This is a genomic window from Candidatus Amarolinea dominans (assembly GCF_016704685.1).
GTDB classification, from domain to species: Bacteria; Chloroflexota; Anaerolineae; order SSC4; family Amarolineaceae; genus Amarolinea; species Amarolinea dominans.
This window is the reverse complement of the sequence record NZ_JADIZS010000046.1, coordinates 1-13,834: the sequence shown is the minus strand read 5'-3', so window position 1 is coordinate 13,834 and position 13,834 is coordinate 1. Positions and strand designations below refer to the sequence as shown.

At 63.6% G+C, this 13,834-nt stretch carries 15 protein-coding genes and 3 pseudogenes; 17 read left to right on the top strand and 1 reads right to left on the bottom strand.

The genetic code is table 11. From position 1 onward, the window contains the following. Positions 1–73: 73 nt before the first annotated feature. The 12 genes and pseudogenes from selA to IPF85_RS21840 all read left to right on the top strand — a co-directional run bounded on the left by selA (position 74) and on the right by IPF85_RS21840 (position 8,997). Positions 74–987 (top strand): annotated as a pseudogene (gene selA / locus IPF85_RS21895) (L-seryl-tRNA(Sec) selenium transferase). Then, positions 984–1,442, top strand: coding sequence for a hypothetical protein (locus tag IPF85_RS21890; protein WP_343410195.1), 459 nt, complete (start codon positions 984–986; stop codon positions 1,440–1,442). The pseudogene selA and the gene IPF85_RS21890 overlap by 4 nt, the downstream one beginning before the upstream one ends. A gap of 37 nt (positions 1,443–1,479) precedes the next feature. After that, positions 1,480–1,853, top strand: a pseudogene (locus IPF85_RS21885) (DUF126 domain-containing protein). Next, positions 1,853–1,978, top strand: a complete 126-nt coding sequence (locus IPF85_RS21880; protein ID WP_343410176.1) for a hypothetical protein — start codon at positions 1,853–1,855, stop codon at positions 1,976–1,978. The pseudogene IPF85_RS21885 and the gene IPF85_RS21880 overlap by 1 nt, the downstream one beginning before the upstream one ends. Further along, positions 1,929–2,657 carry a uridylate kinase gene (locus tag IPF85_RS21875; protein WP_343410194.1) on the top strand — a complete coding sequence of 243 codons (729 nt, stop codon included), beginning with the start codon at positions 1,929–1,931 and terminating at the stop codon, positions 2,655–2,657. The genes IPF85_RS21880 and IPF85_RS21875 overlap by 50 nt, the downstream gene beginning before the upstream one ends. A 290-nt stretch (positions 2,658–2,947) precedes the next feature. Further along, positions 2,948–3,520, top strand: coding sequence for a LysM domain-containing protein (locus IPF85_RS21870; RefSeq protein WP_343410175.1), 573 nt, complete (start codon positions 2,948–2,950; stop codon positions 3,518–3,520). A 207-nt stretch (positions 3,521–3,727) separates the two neighbouring features. After that, positions 3,728–3,985 (top strand): hypothetical protein, encoded by a 258-nt coding sequence (locus tag IPF85_RS21865; RefSeq protein WP_343410174.1) that lies wholly within the window; start codon positions 3,728–3,730, stop codon positions 3,983–3,985. Between the two features lie 3 nt (positions 3,986–3,988). Next, positions 3,989–4,546, top strand: a complete 558-nt coding sequence (locus tag IPF85_RS21860; RefSeq protein WP_343410173.1) for a HEAT repeat domain-containing protein — start codon at positions 3,989–3,991, stop codon at positions 4,544–4,546. Further along, positions 4,500–5,006, top strand: coding sequence for a HEAT repeat domain-containing protein (locus tag IPF85_RS21855; RefSeq protein WP_343410172.1), 507 nt, complete (start codon positions 4,500–4,502; stop codon positions 5,004–5,006). The genes IPF85_RS21860 and IPF85_RS21855 overlap by 47 nt, the downstream gene beginning before the upstream one ends. A gap of 183 nt (positions 5,007–5,189) precedes the next feature. Then, positions 5,190–5,855, top strand: a complete 666-nt coding sequence (locus IPF85_RS21850) for a tetratricopeptide repeat protein (protein WP_343410171.1) — start codon at positions 5,190–5,192, stop codon at positions 5,853–5,855. Beyond that, complete coding sequence (locus IPF85_RS21845; RefSeq protein WP_343410170.1) at positions 5,852–7,096, top strand: FecR domain-containing protein; 1,245 nt, start codon at positions 5,852–5,854, stop codon at positions 7,094–7,096. The genes IPF85_RS21850 and IPF85_RS21845 overlap by 4 nt, the downstream gene beginning before the upstream one ends. A gap of 299 nt (positions 7,097–7,395) precedes the next feature. Beyond that, positions 7,396–8,997: a glycosyltransferase family 39 protein gene (locus IPF85_RS21840; RefSeq protein WP_343410169.1), complete on the top strand. Its 1,602-nt coding sequence runs from the start codon at positions 7,396–7,398 to the stop codon at positions 8,995–8,997. Positions 8,998–9,040: 43 nt separating this feature from the next. Here IPF85_RS21840 and IPF85_RS21835 read toward each other — a convergent pair whose 3' ends face one another. Further along, positions 9,041–10,387, bottom strand: coding sequence for an alpha-glucosidase (locus IPF85_RS21835; protein WP_343410168.1), 1,347 nt, complete (start codon positions 10,385–10,387; stop codon positions 9,041–9,043). 388 nt (positions 10,388–10,775) lie between these two features. Here IPF85_RS21835 and IPF85_RS21830 point away from each other — a divergent pair, with 388 nt between their 5' ends. The 5 genes and pseudogenes from IPF85_RS21830 to IPF85_RS21810 all read left to right on the top strand — a co-directional run. Then, entirely contained in the window at positions 10,776–11,129 is a 354-nt protein-coding gene (locus IPF85_RS21830; RefSeq protein WP_343410167.1) for a BrnT family toxin, read from the top strand. Next, positions 11,110–11,430: a hypothetical protein gene (locus IPF85_RS21825; protein ID WP_343410166.1), complete on the top strand. Its 321-nt coding sequence runs from the start codon at positions 11,110–11,112 to the stop codon at positions 11,428–11,430. The genes IPF85_RS21830 and IPF85_RS21825 overlap by 20 nt, the downstream gene beginning before the upstream one ends. Before the next feature lie 1,319 nt (positions 11,431–12,749). Beyond that, complete coding sequence (locus IPF85_RS21820; protein WP_343410165.1) at positions 12,750–12,992, top strand: AbrB/MazE/SpoVT family DNA-binding domain-containing protein; 243 nt, start codon at positions 12,750–12,752, stop codon at positions 12,990–12,992. After that, positions 12,986–13,333, top strand: a complete 348-nt coding sequence (mazF, locus tag IPF85_RS21815; RefSeq protein ID WP_343410164.1) for an endoribonuclease MazF — start codon at positions 12,986–12,988, stop codon at positions 13,331–13,333. Before IPF85_RS21820 ends, mazF begins: the two co-directional genes overlap by 7 nt. Before the next feature lie 236 nt (positions 13,334–13,569). Then, positions 13,570–13,834 (top strand): annotated as a pseudogene (locus tag IPF85_RS21810) (DinB family protein); the annotation flags it as partial.

Here is a 13,834-nt window from a genome sequence, read left to right as displayed (position 1 = left end):
CGGCGGCGTATTTGTTTCGTGGGCCTGGCGTTTGGGCCGTAGCCTGAGCAGTCATTGAGGAGATGGGCAGGAGATGACGGTGGGAGAAGAACTGCGCCGTTTGCCGGCGGTGGACAAGCTGCTGCTTGCGCTGCCGGTTGATCTGCAGACGCAGGCCGGTCACGCCCCGACGCTGGCCGCAGCGCGCCGTGTTGGAACAGGCGCGCCGCCATCCAGCAGGGCGCCGCCTGCCCTGCTGGCCGACCTGGCCGGCCAGGTGCAGCAGCAGGTGCAAATGACCCTGCGCCCCAGCCTGCAAGCGGTCATCACCGCCACCGGCGTCATCATTCACACCAACCTGGGCCGCGCTCCCCTCAGCCAGGACGCCAGCGCCGCGGTCGCGGCCCTGGCCTCCGGCTACAGCAACCTGGAGTATGACCTGGTGACCGGCAGCCGCGGCTCGCGCTACGATCACGCCGCGGCGCTGCTGGTGCGGCTGACCGGCGCAGAGGCGGGCCTGGTGGTCAACAACAACGCCGCGGCCGTCTTCCTGGCGCTCAGCGCGCTTTGCCGGGCCGCGAGGTGATCATCTCGCGCGGCCAACTGGTGGAGATCGGCGGCGGTTTTCGCATTCCAGATGTGCTGCGGGCCAGCGGCGCCCGCCTGGTCGAGGTGGGCACGACCAACCGCACCCATCTGGCTGATTACAGCCAGGCCATCACGCCGCAAACGGCCGCGCTCATGCGTGTGCATTTTTCCAACTTCCGCCAGCTCGGCTTCACGGCCGAAGTGGGCCTGGCCGACCTGGTCAGCCTGGCGCACACGCAGGGGCTGGTTGTGGTGGACGACCTGGGCAGCGGCACCCTGCTGGACACCGCACTCTTTGGCCTGTCGCCGGAACCGACCGTGCAGACCAGCGTGGCGGCCGGGGCTGATCTTGTCACTTTCAGCGGGGACAAGCTGCTGGGCGGGCCGCAGGCGGGTCTCATCGTGGGCGGGCCGACCTGATCGCCCGGCTGCGCAGCCATCCGCTGGCGCGGGCGCTGCGCGTGGGCAAGCTGACCCTGGCCGCGCTCAATGCCACCCTGCTGCACTACGTGCGCGAGGACGCGCTGACCAGCCTGCCGGTTTGGCAGATGATGGGCGCACGCCTGCCCGATTTGCAGGCGCGGGTCGAATCCTGGCGTGAAGCGCTGGCCGCGGCCGGTATTCCGTGCGCAGCCGTGGCGGTGCAGAGCACCGTGGGCGGCGGCTCGCTGCCGGGTGAAACATTGCCCAGCGCCGCGCTGGCTGTGCCGGACGCGGCGGGCCTGCTGGCAAGGCTGCGCCAGGGCCAGCCGCCGGTGGTCGGCCGGACGGCCGATCAGCAGGCGCTTTTCGATGCGCGCACGGTGCTGCCCGCACAGGACGCTGATCTCCTGGCCGCGCTCAAAGCAGCTTTGATCGAAGCATGGCAAACATGACACAAGAACCGGTTTCGTTCACCTTGCAGGCCGCGTCATCCGGGCCGGGCAGGCGACAGGGATCGCGCTGGTTTCGCCTGCCCGATTGGCTTCCTGGGCGGCGTGGACCCTGACACCGGCATCATCATCGAGCCAAACCACCCCCTGCATGGGGAACGCATCACCGGCCGCGTGCTGGTCTTTCCCACCGGCAAAGGCAGCACGGTCGGCTCGTACACCATCCTGCGCCTGGCGGCCGCGGGTCAGGCGCCGGCCGCGATGATCGCCCGCGAGAGCGAGGCCATCGTGGCTGTGGGCGCCATCATCGGCGATATTCCGATGGTGGATCAGATTGACGTGGGCCTGATCCAGAGCGGCGACCGCGTGCGCGTGGATGGCGCGCAGGTGACGGTCGAACGGGACCAGGCGTGATGCGCACCTTTTTTCTCAAGTTGGGCGGCTCGCTCATCACCGACAAGTACACGCCGTTGACCCCGGCCGGATGTCATTCAGCGCCTGGCGCAGGAATGTGCGGCCGCGCAGGCGCAGGCGCCTGATCTGCGCCTGCTGCTGGGACATGGCAGCGGCTCGTTTGGTCACATGGCTGCCCGGCGCTATCAGACACGGGCCGGCGTGACCACCGCTGCGGACTGGCGCGGCTTTGCCGAGGTGTCACGCGTGGCTGCCCAGCTCAATCGCCTGGTGGCCGACGCGTTTGGCGCGGCCGGCGTACCGGTCTGGAGCCTGGCGCCTTCGGCCAGCGCGCTCTGCCGCGACGGGGAACTGCTGACCCTGGCTGACCGTTCTGTCAGCACGGCCCTGCGCCAGGGCCTGACCCCGTTGGTCTACGGCGATGTGGCGCTGGACGAGGTGCGCGGCGGGACGATCGTTTCGACCGAAGAGGTATTCGATTGGCTGGCCCGGCGTTTGCGGCCGGACTTCATCCTGCTGGCCGGCATGGTCGGCGGGGTGTACGACAGGGATCCGCTGGCCGACGCCAGCGCGCAGCCCGTGCCGCTGATCTCCGCCGCGGACCTGACGCCGGTTGCGGACGGCCTGGGCGGTTCGCACGGCGCGGATGTTACTGGCGGCATGGCCAGCAAGGTGCGGGTCATGAGCAGCCTGGTGCAGGCGCTTCCCCGGCCTGCAGGTGCGTTTTTCAGCGGCGAACAGCCCGGCGCCGTCACCCGGCTCTTGTTGCAGCCAGAACTGCCGATCGGCACCCTGCTGCGTTGAGCAGTTAGGTTGAGCAGTTAGGTTGAGCATTTAGATGGAGAAGCCTGTTATGCAAGCATGGTCTCATGCAAGCCATCTTGATTCGAGGAATTGTTGATGCAAGGCACGGGTATCCAGTGCAAACATTGTGGCACTCCGCTGCGTCGCGGGTAGGGGTGTGTCCGGTTTGCGGCAGCGTACAGCCGCCGCAGTCACCACCGTGCGCTGCCGCGCCTGCGGTAAGCGCAGTCAGGCGGCTTCTGCAGGTCTGCCCACACTGCGGGCGTGATCTGAAACCGGCCGGCTGGCGGTTGCCGCTGCAGACAATGGCCCTGGGAGTCGTGGGGGTCCTGGCCGTGGCATTTCTCATCAGCCGTGTCAGCCTGCCCGATGCCAGCCAGGCCCTGGCGTCCCTGGCGCCCACGATTACCCTGCCCACTATGACTCCCGCTCCTACTGTGACTGTGCCTGCGCCGGCGGTGGAGGTTCCCACCGATGCTCCGCCGCCGATCGAGGCGACTGCGCCGCTGACGACGACCGGGGAAGTGACCCTGACCGTGGAGATCACGCCGGCTGCCACCCTGACAACCACTGTCATTCTGGACGTGTCGCCAACGCCTACCGCCACGGCCACGCCGACGGCTTCGCCGCAGCCCACGGCCACAGCTACCGCCCGTCCGGCTACAGTAACTGCCACCGCTTCCTCGACCGCAACGCCTCGCCCGGCCACGGCTACCGCGACGCGCGTGCCTGCCACGGCAACCCCGGTCAGGGATGCGTCGGGAACGACGCGCTACACGATCCGCGCCGGCGACACGCTGTCGGCCATTGCCGCCCGGTTCAATACCTCGGTCGCGCGCTGCTGGCGCTCAACCCTGGGCTGAATCCGAGCCGCTTGCAGGTGGGCGCTCAGATTCTGGTGCCAGGCCGGGGGCCACTGCCACGCCTGCGCCCGGGCTACCGTCACCCCGGCGTCCACCAACACCCCGCCGCCACAAGCGCCTGCGCCAGACCTGGTTGGCCCCGCTTCCGGCAGTTCGTATTCCGGCGAGGATGCCGTTATCCTGCTGAGCTGGCAGGTGGTGGCCGGTTTGCCAGACTCGATGGCCTACCTGGTGGAGATCGGCTTCAGCCTGGGCGGCGTCTTCGATTGGCGCGTTGCCGAAGCGACCACGAACGCCAGTTGGCGGGTTTCCAACCTGCTCTACGGTCAGGCCGATCAGGAGTCAGGGCGGCGCTATAGTTGGCGCGTGGTCGTGGTCAGTGTGACGCGTGACGCCGCGGGCAATATCAGCGCGTGGCAGCGCGTGGGTCCCCCCAGCGAAGCACGCGATTTTTTGTGGAATTAGCTCATGGATAAGAACCTTTCACAGACCCTCGATCTGCTCCGGCAAGAATCTGACACGATTCCTTACCCGGTTTTTGGCGGTCTGTCGGACCTCAGTCGCAGCGACATGGCGCTCTTGCAGGCTGCCTGGAGCCATTGGAGCCTGACGCGGCGCCAAAAGCTCATCCAGGCCTTGAATGTGCGGGCAAGGGCGCGTGTAGAGCTTGACTACACCATGATCTTGCTGTGGACGTTGGCTGACGCTGATCCCACCGTGCGCCGCCTGTCCATCGAAGGGCTGCGGGAAGACGACGATGAGAGCTTGATTCCGCTGTTCGTGCAAGCCCTGCAGACCGACCCTGACGCCGAGGTACGGGCCGCCGCGGCCAAAGCCCTGGGGCAATTCGTGTTGCTCGGCGAGTATGAGGAGATTGCCGTCGCCAACGCGGGCGGCGTGCTGCCAGCCCTCTTGGCGACGGTCGCGTCCGCATCTGAGTTGCTCAGCGTGCGGCGCCAGGCGGTAGAAGCGGTCGGCTATGCCAGCGATCAGCGGGCGCGCAGTGATCGAGGATGCGTACCGTGATGAGGATGAAGCGATGCAGGCGAGCGCCCTGCGGGCGATGGGGAACAGCGCCGATCGCCACTGGAACAAGACGGTGCGCGATGCGCTGGACAGTCACTCGCATGTCAAGCGCCTGGCGGCCGTCTATGCCGCCGGCGAACTCGAGATTCAGGCCGCTGCCCCGCGTCTCATCATCTTGCTGGACGACCCTGACCCTGCCATGCGCCGCGCAGCCGTGACCGCGTTGGGAACCGTTGGCGGCCCCCTGGCGCGCCCGGCGTTGCAAGCCGTCTTCCGTGCGGAGGACGATGACCTGGAGTTGCTGGCGGCCGATGCCCTGGAAACGCTCGATTTCAACAGCCAGGGTCTGACCGGCGCCGATGATGAGTTTGGCGATGAGTTGGATGATGAGATTGACGATGAGAAAGAGGACGATGAGGACGATGACCAGGATGTCGCCGACGATGATTTTGACGATTGACGATGGTAAGCGTTCAGGCCCTCACTTCGGCCTCTCCCGTCGTGGAAAAGCACACGACGGGAGAGGAGCCCGTCTAACCCTTCGGCCCTCTCCGACGACAGCAGTTCCGTCGTCGGGAGAGGGGTAGGGGTGAGGGTCTGAACGCTTATTGAAGATGACGATAAGAGGCGCTGGACGGAGCATATGATGGCTACAGGACAACCATTTCGACGCAAGGAGGCTGTGGGCAAGGCGCTGGATTCTGCAACGCGTGTCATTGACCTGTTGAACGAAGGCGCGCGGCTGCTGGCCACTCAGCGTCCTGGCGAAGCCCTGACGCCGCTGCGCGAAGCGCTGCTGCTGGCGCCTGACAATGTCTCGGTGGCGATCAACCTGGGGGGCGCCTACATCATGCAGCGCAAGTACCGCCAGGCGGCGCCGATCCTGGAACGGGCGGCTGAGTTGGAGCCTGACAATGCCATGGCCTGGCTGAACCTGGCGGCAGCGTACCTGGGGCGCTTGGAGTTGTCCACCCGAGCGACCCAGGACCAGGCCATCGCGGCCTTCGAGAAAGCGGCGCAGATTGACCCAAACCTGCACAATGTGCATTACAACCTGGGCTTGATCTACAGGACCGCGGTGAGATGGCGCGCCTGTGCGCATTTTCAGCGAGCCGTTGAAATCGCTCCCATGACCGCGACGCCAGCCATTGGTTGCAACTGCTGCAGCAGGGCGTTTCCACGGAGCCTACGCCAACTGGCAATGATTAACTCAACCGCAAGCGATCACACGCTCTCACGCCTGACCAGGAGCCGCCTGACCGCGGCGCAGAGCGTTCAGCGCAGAGCCATGACTCACCCGGTTGGGTGACGCGCCGTTTTCGCGCCAACCCCATGCGCACGGCCTGGGTCGTCACGGTGATCTCCTTTATTACGTGTTGCGCCCTGGCCATTGCGGCGCCGCTGGCCGCGCGGGGTGTCGTCCTCTACGCCACGGACACCCGCCCCCTCGAACTCAATGTGATTGATGGCGCCGTGTTGGTGACCACCGCCCGAACCCGCGACACGCAAGCCGTGGTGTCACGCGCGCCAGTCAGCGAAGATCAGCGCGTCGCGACCGATGAAAAATCGAGCGCCATTCTCACCTTTTACGCCGACGAGAAGGCGCAGGAATCGCTGGCGACCATCACCCTCTACAACAACGCCTCTTTTCTGTTGACCACCGCGCGCGTGCCCCGTTTTAGCTACAGCGGCGCGGCCGACCGCCTGAGTCTCTATTTGGAACATGGCCGTATCCGGGTCAGCCCTTCGCACCGCAGCGCGCGGCCCTTGCAGGTCGTCGTGGAGACCCCTCATGGCTCCGCTCACTTACCCGATGGCAGTTATTCGGTTGAGGTGCGCAACGAGGAGACGCAGGTGACCACACGCGGTGGCGAGGCGACCGTCATCGCCGGCGGCCAAGTGGTCATTGTGCCGGCCGGGGAGCGCACCCGCATCGCCGCGGGTCAGGCGCCCGACGCACCGCAGCCGGTGGAACAGGACTTGCTGGCCAACGGCAGTTTTGCCGGCAACCTGGATGGTTGGAGCAGCAAGAGCTTTGTGGACGTGCGGGAAGATGCTCAGAAGAACGTCGGCATTGGCACGGTGCAGGTGATCACACGGGATGGGCGCCAGGCGGTTTTCTTCTCCCGCCGTGGGCAGGAAGGCGTCCATGCCGAAACTGAGATTCGCCAGGACCTCAACGTGGACGTGCGCGACTTCGACGCACTCAACATCACCTTCTACGTGCAGTTGGTCTTTCAGAGCCTGCAAGGTGCGGGGATGCAAAGCTCCGAGTTTCCGCTGGCCGCGCAAATCAGCTACACCGACATCTACGGCGTGGAGCGTCTGTGGACATCGGGCTTCTACTATCTCGATCTCGATTCTTCGCGGCCCTGGCCCTTGCGCAACGTGCAAAAGATCCCGCGCGGCGTCTGGTATGCCTATGAATCTCCCGATCTCATCGAACTACTGAGGGAGACGCGGCCGTCGCACATCAACTGGATTCGCTTCTACGCGTCCGGCTACAACTACGAGAGCCTGATCTCGGAAGCCGAGTTGTTGGTGCGTTGATGGGTGGGTAAGACACCGATGCCGCCGGGGGCGAAACGCGCCCGTGGGCGTCCTGCCGGGCGTCCACCTGCGCCGCGCGCGCCCCCCTGGGCGAGCGTTGAAATCGCTTCGATGGTTCCCCGGGCGTCCAATCCTCGCGCGTCTGCGGGCCTGGCGCTGATGCCCCTCTGCTGGCCCCCCCTCCCCCCCCCCCCCCCCCCCCCCCCCTGGGTCTGCTCATCTTCTGCAGCTTCGCCGCGTATCAGCTCGATCTGCCCGGCCTTCATTATGATGAGGCCAAAGAGGCTGGACTGAACGCCATGCAGCTTGTGCGCGGCCAGCCCGTGACCCTCTTTCGCAACGCCGGGCTGCACCTCTTTGGCCTGACGCTGCCCACCATGGTGCAGGACTACATCGGCGCGCTCAACGTCTACCTGGCGCTGCCGTTCCTGGCCCTGGGCGGCGCCGGCGTCTTCGCCCTGCGTGGCCTGCCCATCGCCTGCGCCGGCCTGACGCTGATCTTTCTCTATCTGTTCGCCGCGGCCGCGTTCAACCGGCGCACAGCCGGCCTGGCCGTCCTGCTGCTGGCCGTCAATCCTTCGTTCGTCTTCTGGAGCCGGCAAGGCATTCTCGTCACCAACGTCACTGTGACCCTCTTCTGCGCCAGCCTGTGGACCGCCTGGCGCTGGCAGCAGACGCGCCAGGCGCGCTGGCTGTGGCTGACCGGCTTCCTGGCCTCGGTCTGTGGGCCAAACTGCTCTTCATCTGGGGCCATCGGCGCCATGCTGGTGATTGCCGCGCTCGGCTGGCTCTGGCGGGGTGCATTTCGACCGTGGGGCGTAGCCCACGAAGGCGGGTTACGCAGCCGTTACAGCGACGTGAGTCGCCGGACAGCAGTACGCCAGTGGGTTGGGTTTGGGTTGGCCTTCCTGGCCGGCGTCTGGCCCCTGCTGCACTTCAATCTGCAGACTGGCGGCACCGTGGCCAGCATCCTGGGCAATCTGAACACCTCGTACTACGGCGTCAGCAACACCCATTTTGCGGCCAACCTGGGCAAACGCATCGAACAGATCGGCATCCTTCTGCAAGGACATCACTTCTGGTACCTGGGCGAGGTGTACGCCAATCCGGTCGCGCGGTGGGCGTTGGCCGGCCTGCTGGCAGCCGTGACCCTGCTTGGGCTGGAGGTCTACCTGGCGTTCGAGGCGCCCAAGCCGGGTCAGGAGGATCTGCCGGCGCCGGCCTGGCTGCAGCGCATCAGTGCGTCGGCCCCGCTTCTCTGGCACCGCGTGCTGGGTTTGACGCTGCTGGCCGCGCTCATCGTCGTGCAGAGCTGCTTCACCGTTTCAGATCTGTTCATCACGCATTTTGCGTTGTTGCTGCCGCTGCTGCCCTTGCTGGGCGCGGCCGCGGCCGACCTGCTGGCGCAGCACGGTCGCCGGCCTGCGCTGCTGGCGTTCGCGGCGCTGTTGGTTTGGGGCGGCTTCGATGCCTGGAATACCGTGCGCTACCACGCCGTCCTCACCGCCAGCGGCGGTTACGCGGCCCATTCTGACGCCTCCTATCGCCTGACCGCCGACCTGGAAGCCCGGGGGATGACAGCGCCCATTGTTTTGGACTGGGGCATCGAGGCGCCGGTGGCTTTTCTGGCGCAGGGCCGGGTTGCGCCCATCGAAGCCTTTGGCTACGCGCGCCTGGATCAACCCGACGCCGATTTTGCCACGCGCCTGGCGCCCTTTATCGCCGACGCCAGCACCGTTTATCTCCTGCACACGCCTGAGTTCACCGTCTTTCAGGGCCGCCGCGAGGCGCTGCAGGCGCTGGCCGCGGGTCAGGGCCGCCGCCTGGAGGCGCTGGCGCTCTTCCGCGAACGCAGCGGCCGTCCCCTGCTGGAACTGGTGCGGCTGGTTCCCGCGCCGTAGCAGTCAATCCTGAACAAATTCATTGAGCCAAATGGCACGTTTCTCACTTGAGGTAGCCCAGCCACCGCTCCTGATACGCGATCATCGTCTCCAGCAGTTCATCCATCCTCCGATACCGATTGACGATCGAATCCACCAGCAGCGCCTGGAGCGCGGCGGACTTCGACTTGCAGATCACCGCCTCGGCGGTCAGGTCGTGGACGGCCACCTGGTTCATCAGCAAGCCGGCGAAGCCATGCGGGAGCTTGCCCATCGGCAGACCGGTCACGCCGTCCTTGTTGACGACCGCCGGGACCTCGACCACGAGCCACTCCGGCAGATCGGCGATGAGGCCCTTGTTTGGGATATTGACCGCCTCTTCGATATAGCCCGCGTCGGTGAGGATCCCCTCGATGACCGGGATGATCCGCTCCTTCAGCCGCAGCTCGATGCTGGGCTGGATGTTCGACAGGTATTCTTTGTAGAAGCGGTAGAAGTCCAGGATCTCCTTGTGGTCGGTCACGTCGTAGGCCCACGGGATGTACTCCCCGAAGTGGCTGTCGCTGGTGATCGGCAGCAGGCCGAATTTCTCCAGGATCACCTGGAAGACGCGGCGCTCCGGCCAGGCTTCGGTCTCGAGGGCGGCGAAATCCTCCGGCTTGCGGGGCCACTGGCCGGTCTCCTTGAAATACTTGTGAACGGTGGTCATGGACGGCATCGCGCCGAAGAAGGCCGGCGCCAGGGCGCGGATGTCGGGATAAGCATCCTGACCGGTGGCCTTGTATTTGGCCGATAGCACGCAACTGAAATGGTTCAGCCCGGCCGCCCGCACTTCGAGCGCCTCGTAGGGCACGCCCAGGATGCGCGGCAGGAAGTTGGGCAGCGAGCCGATCTCGTGGCACATGCCGATGAATTTCAGCTCCGGGAAGGCTCGATGCACAGTGGTGCAGATGCGGCTCATCGGGTTGCTGAAGTTGAAGACGGTCGCCTGCGGGCAGATCGCCATGATATCGGCGCAGATCTCCAGGATGGGCGGGATGATGCGCAGCGAGTGGAAGAGGCCGCCGGGGCCGCCGTTCTCGCCGTACACCTGCTGCACCCCGTACTGCTGCGGGATGCGCCAGTCCTGCTCCCACAGCTCGAAGCGGTTGCCCACCTCGATCGAGATGATGAGGAAGTCGGCGCCCGCGAACGCCTCGCGGCGGTTCGTGGTGGCCGAAATGCTGAAGGGCAGGCCGTGCTCGGCGATGAACGCGCGGCCGGCCTCGGCGACCGCGGCGAGCGTCGTGGGGTTGATGTCGTGCAGCACGATCTCGCTGCCTTCCAGGACCTTGCTCTGCAGGATATCGCCAATCGTGCCGTAGCCGAACTGGGCGCTCCCTGCGCCGATCAGGACGATACGTTTTTTCATGATGTGCTCCGTGTGTGAAGTGAGGGTGTTTGTCGCGCGTCGGTGCGCGGATTCATAGTGTACCACAGGTCGTGGCCGGGCGCGAAAGTCACGCGCCTGGCGCCCTTTATCACCGATGCCAGCACCGTTTATCTCCTGCACCCACTGATCATAATCGCAACTCTCACGCTTGCCAAAGGGGCACAGATGTAACACTTGTTTCGTGACGGCTCCTAAGTTGAAGGCGTTGAATGCGTGGGAAATGTTGGTTGACAATTGCAAGGGCCGAGTGTATACTGAGGTCAGTGACAGAGCCGCGAAGCGTTCCGCACCTGGCGGGACCATGTGGGGTGCGTTGAACGATTTGCTACGCAAGTGCTGAGCTGTCAGAGTCTGATGATTCCATTGAATGATGAACCGCAATGCAGTAATCTATGGTCTGCGAACAGATGAGGCAGACAAGATGGGACTTCTTTTTGAATGGGACGAAAACAAGGCCAGAGAAAACCTCAAAAAGCACAAGGTCAGTTTTGAGGAGGCCAAAACGGTTTTCAATGATCGCTTCTTGTTCACCTTTGCCGACGAAGAGCACTCGGAGAATGAACAGCGTTATATCAACATTGGCACTTCGGCCGCCAGTAAGGTTTTACTCGTCATTCACACTGAGGGCGAAGTCACCGAAGAAACTTTGATTATTCGTATTATCAGTTGCCGAAACGCGACGACTTCAGAGCGGAGAACCTATGAACAAGGAGAAGACTGAACAAGTAAGGGCAGAAGAGCCCGATATGCTGCCCGAATACGACTTCAGTGACAAGAAAGGCGTGCGTGGCAAGTATTATCGCGCCTACCGGCAAGGGCATACGGTCAGGATTTACAGAGCCGATGGAACGGTAAGCATTCGGTACTTCACACTGGAAGACGGTGCGGTTATGATAGACCCGGATGTGCGCCAGTATTTTCCGAACTCTAACGCCGTAAACACGGCCCTACGTTCTTTGATTGCCCTGGCGCCAGTCGGGCCTGTCAAAGGCGAGGCTGTTGCCAAATCGCGCAGATTGTAACAGGCCAGTGTGGGCCTTGCATCCGCGGCGCTTCACGCGAGCGCAGCAAGAGCGACAACTGACGTCAGACGTCAGGTAGTCGGGTGGATCGAAAGCTGCGCAGGCCGGTTGTTGATAGATGTTGACAGGGGCGCAGAAGGGTTGTATACTGCATTTAGTGACAGTGCCATGAAGGGTTCCGCGCCTGGCGGGACCGGTGGGTCTCCCTGAACGATTTGCTACGCAAGTGCTGAGCTGTCAGAGTCTGATTCCATAGAATGATGAACCGCGCGCTGGCGCGGATAGATGAATAGGTCGAGCCTCAGCGGGGGATGTTGTCATGTTGACGGTGAATCGAGTGGACTGCGGACGCCGAGAGGGCTTCGGACTGAACCTGGCCGTTGGGTGGGTCTGTTGGAGACCAGAGATTGGAGACCGGAGACCGGAGAATTCTCGCCTTCCACACACCTGATCTCTGATCTCTGCCCTGAGACCTGAGACCTGAGACCTGAGATTGGAGACCAGAGACCGGAGAACTCTCGTCTTCCACACACCTGATCTCTGATCTCGGATCTCTGATCTCTGTCCTGAGACCGGAGATTGGGGACCGGTTGGCGTTGGGCGGCCCTTCGACGGCCGTTCACGGGCAGGCGGTTGGAATGGAAGGGGTCGCTGGTTCGGCCAGGCTCGTCCGGTCAGGTCGTGCTCGGGGGGGCCGCTGCCCAACATTCCGTGCAGCCGACCGGGGAGGATCTGGGCTGATTGACGGTGTTGGCGGCCCCGGCGGCTGACGGTTGGCGTTGGGCGGAGCTGCTGCGGGGGTATCCACAGGCAGGCGGTTGGAATGGTTCGCTGGTTTGCTCAGGCCCGTCCGGTCAGGCTCTGCTGGGGGCGGCGCTGCCCAACATTCCGTGCAGCCGACCGGGGAGGATCTGGGCCGGTTGACGATGTTGGCGGCCCCGGCGGCTGACGGTTGGCGTTGGGCGGAGCTGCGGGAGACCGGAGATTGGAGACCGGTTGGCGTTGGGTGGTCCTTCGACGGGCCGTTCACGGGCAGGCGGTTGGAATGGAAGGGGTCGCAGGTTTGCCCAGGTTCGTCCGGTCAGGCTCTGCTGGTGGCACCGCTGCCCAACATTCCGTGCAGCCGACCGGGGAGGATCTGGGCCGGTTGACGATGTTGGCGGCCCCGGCGGCTGACGGTTGGCGTTGGGGCCGTCCCATGTAATTCGCGCCCTTCACAAGCACATTCTTTCCAGCAACGCGCGTCGCGTCACCCCCGATTTGACAAACACGAGAATCGGACGTATCTTCTATGTAGATACTAAAACAAGGAGAAACGTATGGAAACTCGTGTACAGCGTTGGGGTAACAGTCTCGCCGTGCGGATTCCCAAACCGCTGGCTGATGAAGTCGGACTGACAGACAACTCGCCTGTGCAGCTTTCGCTGCACGATCGTCAGTTGGTAATCGTGCCGGTGCTCAAACCCGCTTTCAGCCTGGAAGCGCTCCTGACCCAAGTTACCGACTTCAACCGCCACAGTGAAATCTCCACTGGCCCAGCCGTGGGGGGTGAAGCGTGGTAGCAGCATCAACGTATGTGCCACGCCGTGGCGATATTGTGTGGCTCACTTTCACTCCTCAGGCCGGCCATGAGCAAGCGGGGCGACGTCCGGCGGTAGTGTTGTCGCCGCTTTCCTATAATGCCAAAGTTGGCTTGGCGCTCTTGTGTCCGATTACCAGCGCCATCAAGGGGTATCCTTTCGAGGTGAGTCTGCCGCAGAGCCTCCCCGTCAGTGGCGTGATCTTGGCGGATCAAGTCAAGAGTCTGGATTGGCAAGCCCGCGACGTGGCGTTTATTTGCGCTTTGCCACCGGTCGTCACGCGTGAAATTCTGCAAAAAGTCGGTCTGCTGTTGGCGGAGTAGCTCTGCCGCTCGTCTTGTGGGGCACGCAGTTGGTCGTCAACACAGTTCGCCGTTTCAGGCGGCGTTCGTTGTTTGGCGGGTCTGGCGCTTGGGCCTGGCCTAACACTGCTTGCACCTGACGCCGCAGCGGCGGCGGTTGTGTGCGTGACGCGAGATTCGGACGCTGCGGCGCAGGTGAAGCGTGCCGTTGGGCGCTGGGCATTACCATCATCATCTACTGAAATTTCGGAGACCTAATGGATATTCTTGATAGATTGCTTGGTCACGATACTTGGACAACTCGCCAACTTCTTTTAGCGTCCCAGTCATTACCTGATGATTTGCTAGATAAAGAATTTGATATTGACCACAAGTCGCTTCGCGAAACTTTCATCCACGTTATTGAAAACATGGAAATTTGGACAGATTTACTTTATGAGCGAGCCGTTCAGGACAAAACTGGAAATACGATTCCAGAATTACTTGAACGTTTGAGCATCGTTAGTCGAGATTTTGCCAATT

Bases quoted from the DNA above. Each gene is read 5' to 3' on its own strand.
- IPF85_RS21850 (WP_343410171.1), top strand. From the start codon at position 5,190: ATGATGGCTACAGGACAACCATTTCGACGCAAGGAGGCTGTGGGCAAG.
- IPF85_RS21830 (WP_343410167.1), top strand. From the start codon at position 10,776: ATGATGAACCGCAATGCAGTAATCTATGGTCTGCGAACAGATGAGGCA.
- IPF85_RS21855 (WP_343410172.1), top strand. From the start codon at position 4,500: ATGCCAGCGATCAGCGGGCGCGCAGTGATCGAGGATGCGTACCGTGAT.
- IPF85_RS21820 (WP_343410165.1), top strand. From the start codon at position 12,750: ATGGAAACTCGTGTACAGCGTTGGGGTAACAGTCTCGCCGTGCGGATT.
- IPF85_RS21880 (WP_343410176.1), top strand. From the start codon at position 1,853: ATGCGCACCTTTTTTCTCAAGTTGGGCGGCTCGCTCATCACCGACAAG.
- IPF85_RS21825 (WP_343410166.1), top strand. From the start codon at position 11,110: ATGAACAAGGAGAAGACTGAACAAGTAAGGGCAGAAGAGCCCGATATG.
- IPF85_RS21835 (WP_343410168.1), bottom strand. From the start codon at position 10,387: ATGAAAAAACGTATCGTCCTGATCGGCGCAGGGAGCGCCCAGTTCGGC.
- IPF85_RS21860 (WP_343410173.1), top strand. From the start codon at position 3,989: ATGGATAAGAACCTTTCACAGACCCTCGATCTGCTCCGGCAAGAATCT.
- IPF85_RS21840 (WP_343410169.1), top strand. From the start codon at position 7,396: ATGCAGCTTGTGCGCGGCCAGCCCGTGACCCTCTTTCGCAACGCCGGG.